Source organism: Spirosoma radiotolerans (genome assembly GCF_000974425.1).
Classification (GTDB): Bacteria; Bacteroidota; Bacteroidia; order Cytophagales; family Spirosomataceae; genus Spirosoma; species Spirosoma radiotolerans.
In genome coordinates, this window is record NZ_CP010429.1 from 3,417,618 (window position 1) to 3,435,031 (window position 17,414).

Genomic DNA, 17,414 nt, shown 5'->3' on the forward strand with positions numbered 1-17,414 from the left:
CAGAACGATTCCACCACCAAAACATCAAACCCAAATGGTAAAACTCATTGTTGGCATTTGTCTTACTGGCTTTATAGCGCTAACCAATAAACTCTTACCAGACGTACTTATACCATCTAGTTTCCGACTGGCAGCGGCCACAGAGGCCAGCGTTCGGGATACGATACAGCATGATGGCCAGGTTCGTATCTACTGGGTACACCTCCCATCATCGTACGCAAAAACCGATACATCCCTACCATTGGTCATTGCGTTACACGGGGGCGGAGGAAGTGGACAGCAATTTGAAGCTCAATCGAAACTAAGCGAAAAGGCTGACAAGGAAGGATTTATCGTGGTGTATCCCGATGGGCGACAAAACCCCGGTGTGCTAAGGTTACGTACCTGGAATGCCGGTGGCTGCTGCGGTCAGATTTCCTCGGTTCAGCACACGGATGATGTAGGGTTTATAAAAAAATTAATCGACAAGCTGGCCGATACGTATCGGGTCGATACCAAAAGAGTGTATGCCACTGGCCACTCCAATGGTGCTATGCTTTGCTACCGGCTGGCCTGCGAACTTCCGGATAAACTAGCGGCTATTGCGGCCAATTCAGGAACGATGCAGATCAAAACGGCTTGTCAACCCCGACGTGTCATGCCCATTCTTCATATACACTCCCAGTTGGACCAGAATGTACCGTTCGCAGGGGGTGTGGGATTGAGAAGTCTTAACAAACAATGGAATGCCCCCGTCGATAGTACGTTAAACGTGTTTGCTCGACTAGCCCACTGCACCACTCAAAAGCAAGTTGTACAAAAGACGTCGAGCTACACGTTTTATAAATGGGCAACTTGCACCGATGGCATTGAACTTCACTATTACCTAACCACCGATGGGGGTCATTCCTGGCCGGGCGGCACCAAAGCCGTTAGAATGGTTGGTGATCCACCCTCCGAAGCATTTCTGAATAATGACATCATCTGGCAGTTTTTCAAAAACTATGCCCTTCCCTAGCACTAGTCACTAATTCGGCACCGGCTTTGAATCCGGTGCCGACCAAGAACTAATCCTCCCGCCCTTCTTTCCGATTTGCGTCGGCCATCCGCACGATTTTAGGCGTAAACGTGGCCAGTACCGATACCAGATCCCGTTGAGCGTCGATAACGGTTTTTATGTTTTTATACACCATCGGCGCTTCGTCCAGATCGCCCCCGACCAGCTGAATTCCGGCCTCCTGTAAGGCTTTGTTCCACTGCGAGCGAGTCAATGTATTAAACGCCTGGCTTCTGGACATAAGCCGACCGGCCCCGTGCGAGGCTGAGTTGATGGATTCGGCATTGCCCCGCCCCTGCACCACAAAACCTGGCTGGGTCATCGAACCCGGAATGATTCCCAGCACACCAGCGCCCGCCGGTGTTGCCCCTTTCCGGTGAACGATTACGTTCCGCCCGTCGGCTAATTGCTCTCTCCAGGCAAAATTATGGTGATTTTCAACCATCGCCAGCGGCTTTTGCCGTATGGCTTTGGCCAGTTTGTTATGGATTTCGTGGTGGTTGGCCGAGGCATATTCACCCGCCAGATTCATGCCGATCCAGTATTCCTGCCCTTCTTCGGTGTTCAGGTCGAGCCACGCCAGATGAGCCGCCTGTTTGGGCAGTCGGGTTTTCTGCATGGCCAGTTTGGAATAGGTGTTGGCTATGGATGCACCAAATCCGCGCGAGCCAGAGTGGGATAACAACGCCAGGTATTCGCCCGGCGGCAGGTTAAGGGCCAACGGTTCGGCTGGATGTTCCGTCTCATGGATCGTTACGATTCCCCACTCCACAAAGTGATTTCCGGTACCAGAGCTTCCCAACTGCCGGTAGGCTTTGTCTTTCAGGTCACGAATCACTTTAGTCGCCTGCCATTCGGGCAACTCCATCACGCTCTCGTCAATTTTCTTACGGGTTTCGCCCCCCATGCCAAACTTGGTTTCCTCGACCAGCGATTTTTTGAGCAGTTGCGGCTCACGGGCCAGAAACGCAGGCGGCAAATCGAATATGGATAAGCACATACGGCAGGCAATATCGACGCCAACGGCGTAGGGAATCACCGTATGCTCATCCGTAGCCAATACACCCCCAATCGGGAGCCCATAACCCTGGTGCGCGTCGGGCATGAGCGCCCCGGCCAGCGAAACCGGCAGGCTGACGGCTGTTTGCATTTGCGCCAACGCCCCTTCTTCAATTTGCTCCCGGCCAAACACCGCATAGGGCAATGGTTCAGTGCGCAGCCCAAAGGTGTTCTCGGGTTGTTTTTCGTGGCTCGCTAATACAGGCGGAGCGACCTCACGCGGCAGGAAACGCACACCCGTTTCACTGAGCGGGATAACGATGCCCTGCTCATTCAGGTCATAAATAGACTTAGCCAGATTCGTGACTTTGTTTTTGGAAAAGGCAAACTTTTTTGGATTCTGAAGCATCTGCGCCAATAACCCCATCGCTTTTTGTTTAGAGTATTCGGCACGTTGGACGAGGCCGTTGGCTACCCGCAGAAAAGCAGGCTGCAAGTGATCGGGGATTGGCCCCAATGAGGTTATATCGTCAAGCGAAACTAATGTTTCCATGTGTTGTATCTTTGTGAGTTACCTTAGTGTTGTGACTAACAATGCATTACATATTATATGTGTAGTCAGGTTCTCAAACCTGCCCGCACGAATTGTATGGTTTCGTGCTACTATGCTTATTGCGATTGGCCACGAACGAAAAGCTGCTTCAGTTGATCGACCATCGAGCCATTGTTGGACACCGAAATCGAACTGATTTTATCCGCAATTTTCTCTACGTATTCCATCTCTTTCAGCTTCCAAAGCATTTGGTTTTCGTCCATCAGCTTGGCGGTGTTCAGCAAGCTACGGGTCGATGCCGTTTCTTCCCGGCGCATGATGCTGTTGGCCTGCGCTTTCTTCTCGGCCATCAGCACCTGGTTCATGATGTCGCGCATATCGCCGGGCAAAATGATGTCGCGCACGCCCCCGTTTCGCACGTCGACGCCTAATTCAGCGGCTTTTTCAGCCGTTGCCCTGATGACGAAAGGGCCCAGTTCCCCTTTTCTGTCCAGAAGTTCATCGAGCGTTAGTCCACCAATGTATTCTCGCAGAGCCAACTGTATAGATACATAGAGCTGCTTGTCGAACTCTTTGTTGTCAACCAGCGCTTTAACCACATCCTGCACCTGAAACTGAACGTAAAAGCTCAACCGCAGAGACGCTTTGTCTTTGGTCAGGATTTCCTGTCCCGACACGTCCATTTGCTGCTGGCGCATATCCACTTTCAGCACATGAACCGGTGTGTTATTTTTCCACCACATATACGTCCCGGCAGATAAAACCCGGTCAAATTTCCAGTCGATGAACAGCACCCCCTGTTCGTGCGCTTCCACGCTATATGTCCGCACATAAGCCGATAAGGGCTGAGGCATCAGCGCAACGAGGTCAATCGCTGCGGGAATCTCAAGCTGGCTCATGTCCGCTTTTCTGTATTGGTACTGCTTTACGCCCTTCCAATACGCCCAGCGGCCTTTGCGCAGGATGGTCTGAAAAAGCCCATCAGCGTATTGTAACGCGATTTCATTGTCTTTGACCTCAACTACATCGAGCGCAGCGGCTACCTCCGGATAGGCAAGCAACACCGCCAGATCGCAGGGCGGATTCTGTAGCAGTTCTCCCCGGTTGTAAACATAAACGGTTTCGTTCGACCAGAGCCAGTGGTTGCCCGCCGAAAGCATTTTTTGATAGCCGCCATGTTTGAACACTAACCCGATTTGAAGGGCCTGGATGCGTACAGTTTTCATGATTGTTGTGTGTATAAATTAAGGCATACGGTTAAATTTTACGAAACGCCATCGGCAACCGTATACACCTACCGACGAGTACGCTTATAAATCAGTCAGAAGCACCCCATTTAGCGAAAGCGGAAGCGGGTGAGCCTTTGTTTTGGTACGCCGGTCTTAGAAAGGATTCGGGTAGGTATGAAGGACAACCGCAAACGCTTTTGCCTTCTCAAACATCGGCCCGGCATACATTCCAGAATCAGCGTACACCCCACAAACGCGGAGCCCGCCTGCTGGCTCTCGCTAAACTGTTTTATCCGGGCAAGCCCGAACGCAACCGGATAGCTTCCAACTGATCTTCTTTCAGGAGAGCTTTTTAGAAGTGCTCGTCTTCTTCCATCCAACGGATCAACGTGACAGGTTGATAGCAGGATTCGAACCCGCATTTTGGCGACAAAACCAACGCATAACCAACAGCATATCAAACCGGCCAGTGGCCGCGATACTATGGGGCTTTCAGAAACCCGCATCCGGTTTGGGTACGTTTGTTTCCGTCGCATCGGCGAACCGTCGCATCGACGAACCGTCCCTACAAAGGTTTGACGGTACTGCGCAGTGTTTTTGCGCAGGTCAGAAAATTTTCTCATTTTTCAAAAAATTCTGCCTTTACCCACCACAAATCGTTCGTCAGTCCGTGCCTGCCAACCGAAACGCGCTTGTCCGCTACAAAACCATTGACGCCTGCCTTCGTAACAGACTCCGCAAATGGACGCTCGATGACCTGATCGAAAAAGTATCCGAATCCCTGTATGAATACGAAGGCATCGACAAAGGCATTAGTCGGCGCACGATTCAGGCTGACCTTCAATTGATGCGAAGCGACAAGCTGGGATACTTCGCCCCTATTCTGGTTGTCGACAAAAAATACTACACCTACGAAGACCCGACCTACAGCATCACCAATATTCCCCTGTCGGAGGGCGATCTGTCGCGAATGAATGAAGCGGTCGACGTACTCCGGCAGTTCAAGGGGTTTTCCCATTTCACGGCGCTGAATGAGGTCGTTCAGAAACTGGAAGACCATGTGTATTCGACCGCCCGAAAGTCGGTGTCCGTTATTGATTTCGAGAAAAACGAAAACCTGAAAGGGCTGCATTTCCTGGACGATCTGTACCAGGCCATTATTCATCAGCGCGTGCTCTTGATTCAGTATCAGTCGTTTTCGGCCCGGCTTCCGCGCACCTTCGCGTTTCATGCCTGGTGGTTGAAGGAATTCAAAAATCGATGGTTTGTGGTGGGTATTCGTGATAAAAAAGGCCATCCCATGAACCTGGCGCTGGATCGTATTGGCTCGGTAGCCGTTGCGCCCGACGTTGCCTACATGGCCAACCAGCACTATGATCCCGAGATATATTACCGGGATGTCATCGGCGTGACGGTCAGTGCAAGCCTGCCACCGATTAAAGCAATACTTTTTGTCAGCCATTTACACGCTCCCTATGTCGAAACAAAGCCGCTTCACCATTCACAGCAGGTACTGGAGCGAACAAACGACGGCATTATTATTCAACTCACCGTACAGCACAACTTCGAGTTAGAGAAAGAGATCCTCGGATTTGGCGATGGGATGCGTGTTCTCGACCCCGCACGACTCCGTCAAAGTATTCAGAGCCGCTTGCAGGCTGGTTTGGCTGCTTATACCCGAGCCAACGCTAAACCGGATGATCGGCAATAACCCAGCTCGTATAGTGCTCATGTCAGCTTTTTGAAACTGACATGAGCGATTTTGGCAGTAGCAGTCTGGGCAAAACCGCCATTTAAAGAAGATCAGCGCCTATTTACACAAGCCGACTAAAATAATTCGTCAACCGGAAACTTTTACATCCATTAGTTTAGTTAACACCGTTATAAAGCATAACACTACCCAACATGGGCATCCTTGAGCGTCGGTTACGGCAAAAAGTAGAAGTTAAAACCAGCATCTTGCAGGCGGCCTGGCAGCTCGTTCTGGAAGAGGGTTGGCAGGCGCTTTCTATTCGTAAAATCGCTGATGCCATTGAATATAGTGTCCCTGTTATCTACACCCATTTCGAGAACAAGGACGCTATTCTCGAAGAGTTCACCAAAGAGGGCTTTCGGCAACTGACGGAAGTCATTATTCAGCAACGGGATAGCCAGCTTGATCCCAGCCAGCAATTGGTAGCTATTGCGCAAGGCTACTGGGATTTCGCTTTTGCGCATAAGGAGTACTACCAGGTTATGTTTGGGCTGGGCATCCCCCGTTGCGAGCAAGTAAATCAGGTGGCGGAGATTAAGCAGTTTTCTCAGATACTCATTCAGGTTATCCAGAACGCGATTGATAAAAGTCAGCAACCTGAGGTCAATGCGTTCCTGAAATTCCACACGTACTGGTCTATTTTACATGGGCTGGTATCTATTCAACTCATTGATCAACAGCCTAATGAAAACCCATGGAGCCAACTGGTGTTGAAAGATGCCATCGATGGATACATTAAAGCATTGAACAGCTAATTTTTTGCCTAATTCCTAACAGTGTTAGTTTTTATATCAGCACTAACATCTCTTGTTGCCCAATCACAAACCATAATAAACCAGCTAAATCAGTACTTACAATCATGGCAACTACAAAATGGGTCGTTGACCCCATGCACTCCGAAATCCAGTTCAAAGTAAAACACCTGGTTATCTCAACCGTAACCGGTACATTCCGGAATTTCGAAGGTGGTGCTACTACCGAGCACGACGACTTTGACAATGCCGAAGTGCATTTCTCTCTGGATGTCGACAGCGTGGATACCAATCAGGAAATGCGCGATACACACCTGAAAGCACCCGACTTTTTCGATGCCGCAACCTATCCGAAAATTGCCTTCAAATCGACCTCCTTCAAAAAAGTTGATGACGATGAATACGCGATGACCGGCGATCTGACCATTAAAGGTGTTACCAAACCCGTAACCCTGAAAGCCGAATACGGCGGAACGGCTAAAGATGCCTATGGTAATCAAAAATTTGGTTTCGAGGTGACGGGCAAAATCAACCGCAAGGAATTTGGCCTGACCTACAACGCCTTAACGGAAACGGGTGGCCTAGCCCTTGGTGAAGACATCAAACTATCCGCTAACATTCAATTGGCCAAAGCGGCCTAATCAGTAGACTAATGGACGTCGAAATCTGGAGTGATATCATGTGCCCTTTTTGCTACATCGGTAAGCGAAAGTTCGAGCACGCCCTGAGCCAGTTTGGGCACAAGGATCAGATAAACATTGTCTGGAAGAGCTTTCAGCTTAACCCCGACATGAAAACGGAACCCGGCAAAAATATTAATCAGTACCTGTCCGAAATAAAGGGATGGAGCCTGGCCGAAGCGAAACAAATGAACGACCGCGTCACGGCAATGGCCCAAGAAGTTGGTTTAGCCTATGACTTCGACAAGGCCGTTGTTGCCAATTCGTGGGATGCGCACCGGCTTATCCAATTGGCGAAACAGCAGGGTCTGGGCGATGCCGCCGAAGAACGGCTGTTTAAGGCTTACTTCACCGAAGGTCGCGACACGTCCGATCACGCAACGCTCCTTGAACTCGGTACGGAGATTGGCCTGGATGCAACCGCTATTGAGCAACTTCTGACTAGCGATCAATTTGCCGAAGCCGTTAAACAGGATGTGTATGAAGCCCAGCAAGTGGGTGCCCGGGGCGTCCCCTTCTTTGTCCTGAATCGCCGGTATGCTGTTTCGGGAGCCCAGCAGCCCGAAACATTTTTGAATGCCCTCGACACCGCCTGGGCCGAGTGGGAGAAATCCAGACCTACTCTCACTGAATTACCCGCCGATGGCCCAAGCTGTAAGCCCGGCGAAGTTTGTTAACCACTCAATATAAAAAATACAACCTACCAATGGAATTACTTGAAGCAATGAACTGGCGGTATGCCGCAAAAAAAATGAATGGCCAGAAAGTGCCCGCCGAGAAACTAGACACGATTCTGGAAGCCATCCGTTTATCAGCATCGTCGGTAGGCTTGCAGCCCTACAATGTCATTGTCATCGACAATCATGAACTAAAAGGCAAAATTCACGAAAAAGCCTGTCCACAACCGCAGATCGTCGAAGGATCGCATTTGCTGGTTTTCGCCCACTGGGCCAACCTGGACGCATCCCAGATTGATGCCTACATTCAGTTGATTGCCAGTACACGCAACGTTTCTGTCGAATCACTGACTCCTTTCGCCGATTCGATTAAAGGTGGACTTTTATCCAAAACGCCGGAAGATCAGGCGATCTGGGCATCTCGCCAGGCATACATCGGCTTGGGATCAGCCCTGATTGCAGCCGCCACCGAGCACGTGGATGCTACGCCTATGGAAGGCTTTAATGCCGCAGCCCTCGACGAACTTCTGGATTTGCCAGCCAAAGGCTTACGTAGTGTGGCACTGGTTGCCCTTGGCTATCGGGATGACGAAAAAGATTTTCTGGCAAAAGCACCCAAAGTGCGTCGCGCCAAAGAACAATTCTTTATTGAATTAGCGTAGTTCTATAACCTCAACGAACAGACCCGGCATCACTTCTCGGAGAAGTGATGCCGGGTCTGTTCTATTTCCTCGGTCCGTTTCCCCACGGACCGAGGAAATAGACACAAAGCGAATCAGTCAGTCGAAAGACTTGTATTTCTTTAGGAGTTTCAACCGGTGTCTTACCTGCCTGATCCACTCGCGCGCCATCAACTCGTGGGCAAATACTATCCTTTTCGAGATAGCCTTATCAATCCAAAAGCATGTATTCTTAAAAAGCAGCCGCAAATTCCCTGGCGAAGTCAGCCAGTTTTACCTTACCCATTGTTGTTGGCTTATGCAGGTCATAATCCTCCCGCAACGCTCCGCTGTGAATGCAGGCGCCCAGTTCGACAAAACCCGCGACGAAGGAGGCTGGCATTCCGGCCTTTGTCATCGCGTCTTTCACCTGTTCATCAGTAAAAACGACCCATTTCAGGTCAGGCTTGCCAATGGCAGTTCCTAAAATCTGAGCCACTTCGCTGGCCAAAAGGTCATCGCTGGCTATGTAGCGGACCTGTCTTCCTGTAGAGGGCGTTTCAAGTTCTTCGGCGGCTACAGCGGCAATATCGCTCGGGGCAACCATCACCAGCCGATCATCTCCCCCATAATTTGTCCCAATAAACCCCTGCTCTTTGATCATCGGCACAAAATTGTACAAGTTGTAGTAGAAATAGCCGGGGCGCAAATGCGTAATGGCCACGTCTGACAGCTCATTGAGCATGCCTTCCGTATAATGCGAACCCAGAATCAATCCGGTTCCTTTATCTAAATGCGCCCCGTAGCTGCTGAGATAAACCACCCGCTTTACAACCGACTGCTGGATGGCCTGTATGTACTTACCAACGATTCTCCGGTAATAGGCTAACTGATCGGGCTCGGTATAGCTCGGCGGCACCATGGCAAATAGGGCGTCGGCACCGGTAAACGTAGCGGCCAGAAAATCAACATCGTCCAGTGAGCCAATGGCGGCAATGGCACCCAGCGCTTCAATATCATGTTGCTTCTCCGGCTTGCTGCTGATCACCGTAACGGTATGTCCTTTTTGTACTAACTCCGTGGCCAGTGGTTGGCCAATATGCCCTAACGAACCTGTCACTACGACTTTCATAACACTTGGTTTTGGTTTGTCAGACAAAGGTCGGCCACCCGGAATTCAGGGGTGTAGCTTAATCGTTGATTGTTGTAGCCGTTTCTTGACTCGTCGCGGAGAGAGGCTGCTGAAAGGAGTGCCGAAAGTCTAACGGCGAGAGATTGGTTTTGCTTTTGAATAATTTACTGAACGACTGCGAATGTTCGAACCCCAATTCATAGGCGATTTGACTAACCGAAAGCGTCGTAGTCGATAATTTTTCTTTCGCTTTTTCGATCAGTTTATCGTGTATATGCTGTTGGGTGCTTTGGCCAGTCAGTACGTTTAATAAGACACTCAGGTAATTGGGCGATACATTCAATACGTCGGCGATGTATTGCACCGTTGGCAACCCTTTTTGCGCTAGCGCGTCGCTGTTGACATATTCGTCAAGGGTGTCTTCTAAACGGGTCAGAAGCTGATGGTTTGTAATTTTTCGGGTAATGAACTGGCGATGGTAAAACCGATCGGCATAGGTCAGCAATAAATCAAGCTGGGCAATGATTACGTTCTGGCTGAATTTATCAATCGGTGAGTGATATTCCTGCCCGATGTTTTGAATAATACCGGCGAGCATGGCTTCTTCTTTCTCCGAAAGATGCAGGGCTTCATGCACGGCATAGCTGAAATAATCATATTGCTTTATGGTTTTGGCCAACGGCGTATTCCATAAATAATCGGGGTGAACGAGCAACATCCAGCCCGTATGTTTCAGATCTCCTTCAGCCTCAATGGAAAAAACCTGACCCGGCGAAATAAACAGCAGTATTCCTTCGTCAAAGTCATATTCCTGCTGGCCATATTTCAATTTACCATTGAAATTTCGCTTGAGCGCGATGGAATAAAAGTTATGGATGAGGCTCTTGGGACTATCGTGCGGCAAACGTTTAATCGCGTCAAAATTAACGACACTAATTAATGGATGCTCCGGTTTTGGAAGACCCATCAGCTGATGATACTCGCTTATCGTATTAATCCGGAGGGGCTGGGCACTTTTCATGATCTGGAGAAAACGTATCAGTTACCCTAATACATCGTTTATTTACTAGTGCTTTTTACGCTTTGTTAACCCCAATATAGGCTATTCTCGTTCGGTTAGACGGGTCAATCTTTCCGGCCAGTCTGTCCCTGGTGAACAATGATGTCGACATGTCCCGTTTTGGTGTTCTGACTTTCCGCTTACCTGATTTATCGAATTAGCCAGTTTTCCATAGTACAGTCAGTTTCCGTAAAAACGGTGGTATCAACCAGCCAATAGCTCACTGATCAGCAATACTACGTGGGCCATCGCATGGGCAATCATAGCCAAAACGAGCCCATACCGCCAGTATACCCACCCGAAAACGATACCCGCCAGCGTATTCGCCAGGATAATATACGACACCAGCATAGACGATGGCTGTGCTACCATGAGCCGCATGGCTGGCAAGTGACCTGCCCCAAACAGCAGAGCCGCCCCGATAATAGCAATCCAGTATACAGACCCATTCAACGAGCGGAACACCTTGCTCAACAGCCATACGAAGAGAGTCATCAGACCAAACCGCACCACAATCTCTTCCGTAATGCCGCCGTACATAAACCGGGCCAGGGGCGTTAAATCAGTGTTCTTACCCAGCATAGCTAATTCACTGGGAATCAATTGCCGGAATAGCAGCACAACGCCAATAATCAGTAACCCAGCGACCACACCAGGCACGATCCCGTTGCGCAGCACATGACCCGCCACAACTTCCGGGCGAAAATCAGTCCGGTGCAGGATGAACAACGCAACCCTTCGGTACAGCAACGACCCAATAATTACACTGATGATCAGCAACAGCAACGGATTAACCAGCATCAGCAGACGCAACTGATCGGGCGAAAACTGCTCCAGTATCCGTTTTGGCAAGTTCGTCGTTGGAAAATGAACCGTTAACAGAGAAGCAACACCGAGCAGTCCGGCAAGAAACAGCGTTAGCCCAGTACGAGTTGGCGAGGGGGCAGATTGGGTCATGGTAATCATTGGTTATCGGCGATTAATAATCGATTTTGTTGGTCAGGTGTTAGTAGCTGGCAGCTTGTTGGGCTACCAAACCGATGCCGATTTTGGGCAAATTTAGCATAGAGCACATCGAGCGGGGTGCGGGGTAACCACCGAAACCACCATATCCAGCGCCAGGGGGCCGTTAGCCGACGCCCGATTCGGAAGATAGCCTCCGATTGGATGTACGTCGTGTTCCCCTCGATCAGGACGATGCTATCGGCAAGTATGTCTCCCCCGGTTGCGCGCAACTGCTGCCCCCGTGTTGACTGCGCCGAAACAAACGAAAAGTAGCCGCCTGGATCACGCCGGATCACAAACTGAACGTAGGCATTGCAGACGCCACATACCCCGTCGAAAACAATTATCGCGTTCGTCATCGGTGAAGGCTGGGCGGGGCAAAACGCCCCGCCCATGGGGGTTTAGGTTAGACTTGGGCAGGCGATACAGTCGCCGATTTGAAGCTCGGTAGCCTGGGCACCAGTTTCTGTAACGGGCTCGCCAGAGGCAACAGGCTAAACGGCTGATAATAGGGGCGCAGGAAAATGATCAGTGCGGCTGTCATGGCCATAAAGAAAGTGGGCAGACCATGAATCAGGATAATCATGAAATGAAACCCAATACCGGCCCAAAGCATATACCGACGGTATTTTGGTTCGAGTGTGAGACCAAGAAATAGCCCTCCCTCCAGAAATAACACACTCCAGGTCAGTAATACAACACACCAGCGATTGGCCAAAATGGGCAGCAGCAGGCTATGTACTTCGGGGGACAGGCCAAACGTAGGATTTGAAAACCAGTAATAAATGGCTGTGCCATCGGCCCATTCGGCTACTTTGAACTTACCAACGCAGGCTTCAAAATAAATCAGCGCTACCTGAAGCCGCAACAGCGAGTACGACGTAAGGGCTAGTAGTTTGCGGAATCGAAACGCGTACGTTTCGCGACCGACAATTGGCCCCATCGACCAGTGCCACATGCGCGGATCGGTGAGCGCCAGCGGCAACAGCAGCAAACTCAGCACCAGCGTTACCTGATCGCCCCCATCGACCAGCACGGCCGTCGACATAAAACTAAATCCGACGTACACATGCAGCAGCGCCGTAAAACGAGGATAAATGCCAATCAGCACCAGCAGGAGAATTCCCACACAGACCCAGCGGGCCGTTTCGATATCGCCCAGCCAGCAGAACAGACTGTATTGAGCCAGCCCCACGCAGGCCGGGCAGTCAGTTTGGCCGGCAATGGGCCGAAAGAGCGTACCCATATCGTTCAGAAGCAAGGTACAAAGGGTTCCTAAAGCCAGCAGGGATCGGACAACCCCATACACATTGGTCCAGGGATTACGCGCCATCAGCGTGTTCAGGTATCGGTCGAGCGTAGTTAGCGTTTGCATACAACAGTAAGTTTTAGGATGGAACAGGGAAGGGTAATGTGGTCGGCCTGTGACGCCCAGGCCCAGGGAACAATGCCTTTTTGAATGAGGTAGTAGGTACCCGCCAGAAAGGGCCTCGGCGTGTTGTTTTCCACGCGAACGTTGGTCAGTTTATGAGTGCGGATAAACGATTCGGGATCGTTTTCACAGCGCGCCCAATTGTCGGCCGCTACATTATAAAGCAGGTAAGCGTACTCCACGCTCATGGCGCGCGAGGCCCTTCTGAAACCCATCAGGTTGGCAAACGTAGCCTGACGCTGCCCGTCTACCAGGGTCAGCTGGTTGTTTTCCCAGCGATACAGTTGGATCGTTTCATCGCGTGGACTTTTTGTGAAGAAAGCCCAGCCCTGGGGGAATAGCGTGCGGAGGTTATGCTGAAACTCATAACTGAACCGGATGGGATTATCTTTTACGTAGGTAAGCAGGGAGAAAAAGGCCAGCCCGGCCCAGACCAGACTGATACCAACAAACGTGATTCGGGTTGCTTTCATAGCCATATCGGGTTTAGTGGTTACGTTTTTTTTCGTCGACAGACCGGATCAGTTGTCCGCTTCTGTTTGGTGTATGAAAGTTGCGAACGGCGCCGTTACCCCTGAATTTTATTATACTACTGCCTGTATTCTCCTTACGAAGCCGCGTTTTCTCCATAAAAAAAGAGGACGGTTTTCGCTAGGAAAGCCGTCCTTTACAGGAAAACAAGTACCGATTATTCCTGACTACGCAGCCGTTCGAACAACCGAACAGATCGAGAACGCTATCTGCTCGATCAGCAGGGGCGATGCTTTCTGGGTCGTCGCGATTTGTTCATCTTCGAAGATGGTAGCGGCACTAAGGATGTAGATAACGTCGACGCAGGCAACGACATTAACGACCACAATAACCGCTCCCTGGCTTGAATCCGCTACCTTCTTTAGTTGGTAACCACTCCCCTCGCTCGTCGGCGAGCTATACAGCGTTTTTAGGGTTTGGGCTGTGCGCTCGGAAGCGGTTCGAAGCTGTTGCTGAATGGTCAGTACATTCTGGCTCAGCAAAGCGGCTTTAAAACGGGTAAAAAAAGCCGCATCTGTTTGTTTCAGATGGTCGATGATCTGCCGACGTACGGTTTCGACCTGAACACCAGTGGGCTGCGAGGTGGCATAAGCCGCTTTGAGCGACTGGATTTCGGGGATCAATCTGGCAAACTGACCTTCGGCAAAGAAGATACCACGATACATTTCTTCACCGGTAAATAGCCTGTTTTTTTCCGAAGAACCGAAGCCAGCCAGCGGACTAAAGCCAGCCAAAAGGGCGAAACTCAGTTGTTTCAGGGCACTGCGTCGTGATGTTTTCATAAGAAGAGTAGGCTGGGTTTAGGCAATTTGGGGCGCTATGGTACAGATCGAAGCGACCAACTGTTCGTGCATCAGGGAGTGACTGTTTGCTCCGTTTACGCTGATTTCTTCTTCAACGGCAACCACCACCACAACCCAGAGTACAATAGCGACAGCCAGAACCGTCACCAGGCAGGTACCCTTGTTGGCATCCACGGCTTTGCCCTTCTGCATCTGAGCCACCAGCTTCTCGATGGCCTGCCCATCCAGCTTGCCCCCCTGACCGGCCGAGGCCGCCTGCGCCTTCGCCTGCCATTGAGCCAGCTCGGCCTTGTCCAACTTGTACAACCCATCCAGCGCCTGAGCCACCAGTTGCTGACCCTGCGCCAAGGCCCCACTCACCCGCAGGTGATCCCCGCTCTTCATGGCCGACTTGAACTGAGCAAAGTAGCCTGGATGAGCCGAAGCAATCTGAGCCAGCACTGCCTGACGGACTTCCGAGACAGCTGCTTTCTGGGCGGCACTCTGGTTGTGGTTGAGGTAAGCCGTTTGCAGCGACTGGGTCTCGGGCAGCATCTGAGCGTAGGCTCCTTCTAAAAAGAAGACGCCCTGGAAGAGTTCTTCTCCGCTCAGAAAGGCGGTGCGGGTAGCTTTGTTGGTGTTGGCAAAGCTGTTGACGGAGGCCAGCACAAAGCAGATCAGCAAAGGCAGGGCGGTGTAGGCATTGAGGAGCGACTTACGAATAAAAGTAACCATGAGTGATAAAAGGGTTTAGCGTTGGGAAAGGAGTCGGAGGATGGGGATTGGGGTTAAGACGGATTAGCCGCTACCTGACAGATCGAAGCAACCAGTTGCTCGGTCAGTAGTTTTGAGTCGCCCTGCGCGAGTTCTTCCGACTGAATCATCATGATGACGGCACACATGGCGATGATTGTACAATAGTTTGCGATGACAATGCACGTACCTGTTTCGCGTCGAATTTCGAACTGGGCTTTATTCTTGTCTTTCATGAGGTGCTCAATCGCTTTCGCCGTGATGGCCCGGCCTGATTCGAGTGCTGCCTGGACCTTGGTGGGATTACCGCTTTCAAAGGCTACCTGAAGGTTTTCGAAATAACGGGGTTGTTGCGTTTGAATGTACTGCACGATCTGGCTACGCACTTGACGAACAGCCTTTTCATCAACCGGTTTCGCTAGTTTTTTCGAGTAACTTAATTGTAAGCTCTGTAACTCAGGAATGGCTTCGGCGTAACGACCTTCTCCAAAAAACAGGCCGCGAAACATTTCTTCCCCTGAATAGCGATGGTTGGCCGTGAGTGGCTTAGCCTGAGTAGACCAGCCAGCGATTAACAGGCAAATCAGCAGCGGGAACACGGTGTAGGCATTTAGTAAAGACTTACGAATGAAGTTGATCATGGGTGATAAGGAGTTCAGGGTTCAGGAGTGAAGCAAGCGAATAAACGGGTCGGCGTATGGGCACCGGTCTGCACCAACGCCGACCCGGAATAAATTTGAGGTATTAAGCGATTTGAGGAGCTACTTCGCAGATCGAAGCGACCAATTGCTCGTGTAATAAGCTCTTCGTGTTGCGGTTGTCACTGATCATTTCTTCGGCGGCCAGCGCGATAGCTACCCATACAGCCGCTACTGCTACCACCAGTACCACCACGGCTACCACAGCGCAGGTGCCATTGTTGGCATCCACGGCTTTGCCCTTCTGCATCTGAGCCACCAGCTTCTCGATGGCCTGCCCATCCAGCTTGCCCCCCTGACCGGCCGAGGCCGCCTGCGCCTTCGCCTGCCATTGAGCCAGCTCAGCCTTGTCCAACTTGTACAACCCATCCAAGGCCTGAGCCACCAGCTGCTGACCCTGCGCCAAGGCCCCACTCACCCGCAGGTGATCCCCGCTCTTCATGGCCGACTTGAACTGAGCAAAGTAGCCTGGATGAGCCGAAGCAATCTGAGCCAGCACTGCCTGACGGACCTCCGAGACGGCTGCTTTCTGGGCGGCACTCTGGTTGTGGTTGAGGTAAGCCGTTTGCAGCGACTGGGTCTCGGGCAGCATCTGAGCATAGGCTCCTTCCAGGAAGAAGACGCCCTGGAAGAGTTCTTCTCCGCTCAGAAAGGCGGTGCGGGTAGCTTTGTTGGTGTTGGCAAAGCTGTTGACGGAGGCCAGCACAAAGCAGATCAGCAAAGGCAGGGCGGTGTAGGCATTGAGGAGCGACTTACGAATAAAAGTAACCATGAGTGATAAAAGGGTTTAGAGTTGAAAAATTGACGAGAAATAATTATGAAAAATGAAGTACACGCTGTCGGGGCAATGACTTAAACCGGTAAGCCACTGTCAACGACTATCTTACAGGAAAGAAGATACAGGCAGGAAAGAAGGGCGGTTAGCGGTCCAAATGACTCACCGTTCGGGGTACTATCAGGCCGGATTGGCGGCTAGCTGGCAGATCGACGCAACCAACTGCTCTGTCATCAGTTTTGAGTCGGCATGCGCCATCTCCTCAACCGCTACGACATAGACAACGATGGGGCAGTACAGACAAACAATGAGTACACAAACTACACCCGTTGGCAGCAGCACACAGGTACCACTATCTCGCTGAATATGAAACTGGTTCTTTTGCAATTCGGTAGCCATACGTTCTATAACCTGCTGATTCAGTTTACCTTCTGCCGATAGGTTAGCCGCCTGTTTCTGGAGGTTTGCCAATTGGCCGGCATTCAGCTTGTAGAGTCTTTCGGCCGCATCGGTCAGTACCTTATGACCGGTGCGCAAAGCCAGGTCCACCTTCATGTGGTTTCCACTTTCCAGGGCTGCCCGAAGCTTGTCGAAATAGGCCGGGTGGGTGGTACGAATGGTGGCGATGAGCTGGTCGCGGGTCTTGTTCACCATTGCCTTGTCTGCCGATTTAGCGAGTTTGTACGCGTAATTCAGGCTAAGGCTTTTTAACTCTGGCAGATGCTCGGCATAACTACCTTCCAGGAAGAATAAGCCACGAAACATGTCTTCTCCCGAATACTGATGATTGACCGTGAGGGGTTTGGCCTGACTGGTCCAGGTAGCCACCAGCAGACAGACCAGCATGGGTAGTGCCGTATAGGCATTTAACAACGATTTGCGGATAAACGTGATCATACATAAAGGAA

General features: G+C 50.9%; 20 protein-coding genes. 7 read left to right on the forward strand and 13 right to left on the reverse strand.

The features are described 5' to 3' along the window. Positions 1–34: 34 nt before the first annotated feature. Positions 35–997 carry an extracellular catalytic domain type 1 short-chain-length polyhydroxyalkanoate depolymerase gene (locus SD10_RS13885; protein WP_046574390.1) on the forward strand — a complete coding sequence of 321 codons (963 nt, stop codon included), beginning with the start codon at positions 35–37 and terminating at the stop codon, positions 995–997. A gap of 49 nt (positions 998–1,046) precedes the next feature. On the opposite strand, the gene SD10_RS13890 is transcribed toward SD10_RS13885, so the two are convergent. Both SD10_RS13890 and SD10_RS13895 read right to left on the reverse strand, forming a co-directional pair. Beyond that, positions 1,047–2,588, reverse strand: coding sequence for an RtcB family protein (locus SD10_RS13890; protein WP_046574392.1), 1,542 nt, complete (start codon positions 2,586–2,588; stop codon positions 1,047–1,049). Between the two features lie 116 nt (positions 2,589–2,704). Further along, complete coding sequence (locus tag SD10_RS13895) at positions 2,705–3,814, reverse strand: slipin family protein (RefSeq protein WP_046574394.1); 1,110 nt, start codon at positions 3,812–3,814, stop codon at positions 2,705–2,707. Positions 3,815–4,014: 200 nt separating this feature from the next. Between SD10_RS13895 and SD10_RS30280 the strand changes: the two genes are divergently transcribed. From SD10_RS30280 to SD10_RS13920, 6 genes are all read left to right on the forward strand, one after another. Beyond that, complete coding sequence (locus tag SD10_RS30280) at positions 4,015–4,149, forward strand: hypothetical protein (protein ID WP_262507415.1); 135 nt, start codon at positions 4,015–4,017, stop codon at positions 4,147–4,149. Between the two features lie 338 nt (positions 4,150–4,487). After that, on the forward strand, positions 4,488–5,528 hold the full coding sequence (locus SD10_RS13900; RefSeq protein WP_046579514.1) for a helix-turn-helix transcriptional regulator: 1,041 nt from the start codon (positions 4,488–4,490) through the stop codon (positions 5,526–5,528). Positions 5,529–5,722: 194 nt separating this feature from the next. Then, complete coding sequence (locus SD10_RS13905) at positions 5,723–6,325, forward strand: TetR/AcrR family transcriptional regulator (protein ID WP_046574395.1); 603 nt, start codon at positions 5,723–5,725, stop codon at positions 6,323–6,325. 104 nt (positions 6,326–6,429) lie between these two features. Next, positions 6,430–6,963 (forward strand): YceI family protein, encoded by a 534-nt coding sequence (locus SD10_RS13910; protein WP_046574397.1) that lies wholly within the window; start codon positions 6,430–6,432, stop codon positions 6,961–6,963. A gap of 11 nt (positions 6,964–6,974) precedes the next feature. After that, positions 6,975–7,679, forward strand: a complete 705-nt coding sequence (locus tag SD10_RS13915) for a DsbA family oxidoreductase (RefSeq protein WP_046574399.1) — start codon at positions 6,975–6,977, stop codon at positions 7,677–7,679. Positions 7,680–7,708: 29 nt separating this feature from the next. Continuing rightward, positions 7,709–8,341: a nitroreductase family protein gene (locus SD10_RS13920; RefSeq protein WP_046574400.1), complete on the forward strand. Its 633-nt coding sequence runs from the start codon at positions 7,709–7,711 to the stop codon at positions 8,339–8,341. A 250-nt stretch (positions 8,342–8,591) separates the two neighbouring features. Here the strand turns inward: SD10_RS13920 and SD10_RS13925 are convergent, their stop codons facing one another. The 11 genes from SD10_RS13925 to SD10_RS13975 form a co-directional block, all read right to left on the reverse strand. After that, the gene (locus tag SD10_RS13925; RefSeq protein WP_046574402.1) at positions 8,592–9,470 is read right to left on the reverse strand and encodes an NAD(P)H-binding protein; all 879 of its coding nucleotides are present in this window, start codon (positions 9,468–9,470) and stop codon (positions 8,592–8,594) included. Positions 9,471–9,528: 58 nt separating this feature from the next. Continuing rightward, complete coding sequence (locus SD10_RS13930; protein WP_046574404.1) at positions 9,529–10,491, reverse strand: helix-turn-helix domain-containing protein; 963 nt, start codon at positions 10,489–10,491, stop codon at positions 9,529–9,531. Positions 10,492–10,734: 243 nt separating this feature from the next. Then, positions 10,735–11,487 (reverse strand): CPBP family intramembrane glutamic endopeptidase, encoded by a 753-nt coding sequence (locus tag SD10_RS13935; RefSeq protein WP_227699217.1) that lies wholly within the window; start codon positions 11,485–11,487, stop codon positions 10,735–10,737. 5 nt (positions 11,488–11,492) lie between these two features. Beyond that, entirely contained in the window at positions 11,493–11,894 is a 402-nt protein-coding gene (locus tag SD10_RS13940) for a thiol-disulfide oxidoreductase DCC family protein (protein WP_046579517.1), read from the reverse strand. A 47-nt stretch (positions 11,895–11,941) separates the two neighbouring features. Beyond that, positions 11,942–12,910, reverse strand: a complete 969-nt coding sequence (locus SD10_RS13945) for a sporulation-delaying protein SdpB family protein (protein WP_052731187.1) — start codon at positions 12,908–12,910, stop codon at positions 11,942–11,944. Further along, positions 12,898–13,440, reverse strand: coding sequence for an SdpA family antimicrobial peptide system protein (locus SD10_RS13950; RefSeq protein WP_158500568.1), 543 nt, complete (start codon positions 13,438–13,440; stop codon positions 12,898–12,900). Before SD10_RS13950 ends, SD10_RS13945 begins: the two co-directional genes overlap by 13 nt. Before the next feature lie 225 nt (positions 13,441–13,665). After that, positions 13,666–14,280, reverse strand: a complete 615-nt coding sequence (locus tag SD10_RS13955) for a hypothetical protein (protein ID WP_046574408.1) — start codon at positions 14,278–14,280, stop codon at positions 13,666–13,668. 18 nt (positions 14,281–14,298) lie between these two features. Beyond that, the gene (locus tag SD10_RS13960; RefSeq protein WP_046574409.1) at positions 14,299–15,015 is read right to left on the reverse strand and encodes a hypothetical protein; all 717 of its coding nucleotides are present in this window, start codon (positions 15,013–15,015) and stop codon (positions 14,299–14,301) included. Between the two features lie 53 nt (positions 15,016–15,068). Next, on the reverse strand, positions 15,069–15,674 hold the full coding sequence (locus tag SD10_RS13965) for a hypothetical protein (RefSeq protein WP_046574410.1): 606 nt from the start codon (positions 15,672–15,674) through the stop codon (positions 15,069–15,071). 103 nt (positions 15,675–15,777) lie between these two features. Beyond that, positions 15,778–16,503: a hypothetical protein gene (locus SD10_RS13970; protein ID WP_046574411.1), complete on the reverse strand. Its 726-nt coding sequence runs from the start codon at positions 16,501–16,503 to the stop codon at positions 15,778–15,780. A 183-nt stretch (positions 16,504–16,686) separates the two neighbouring features. Then, on the reverse strand, positions 16,687–17,403 hold the full coding sequence (locus SD10_RS13975; RefSeq protein ID WP_046574412.1) for a hypothetical protein: 717 nt from the start codon (positions 17,401–17,403) through the stop codon (positions 16,687–16,689). Positions 17,404–17,414: the final 11 nt, after the last annotated feature.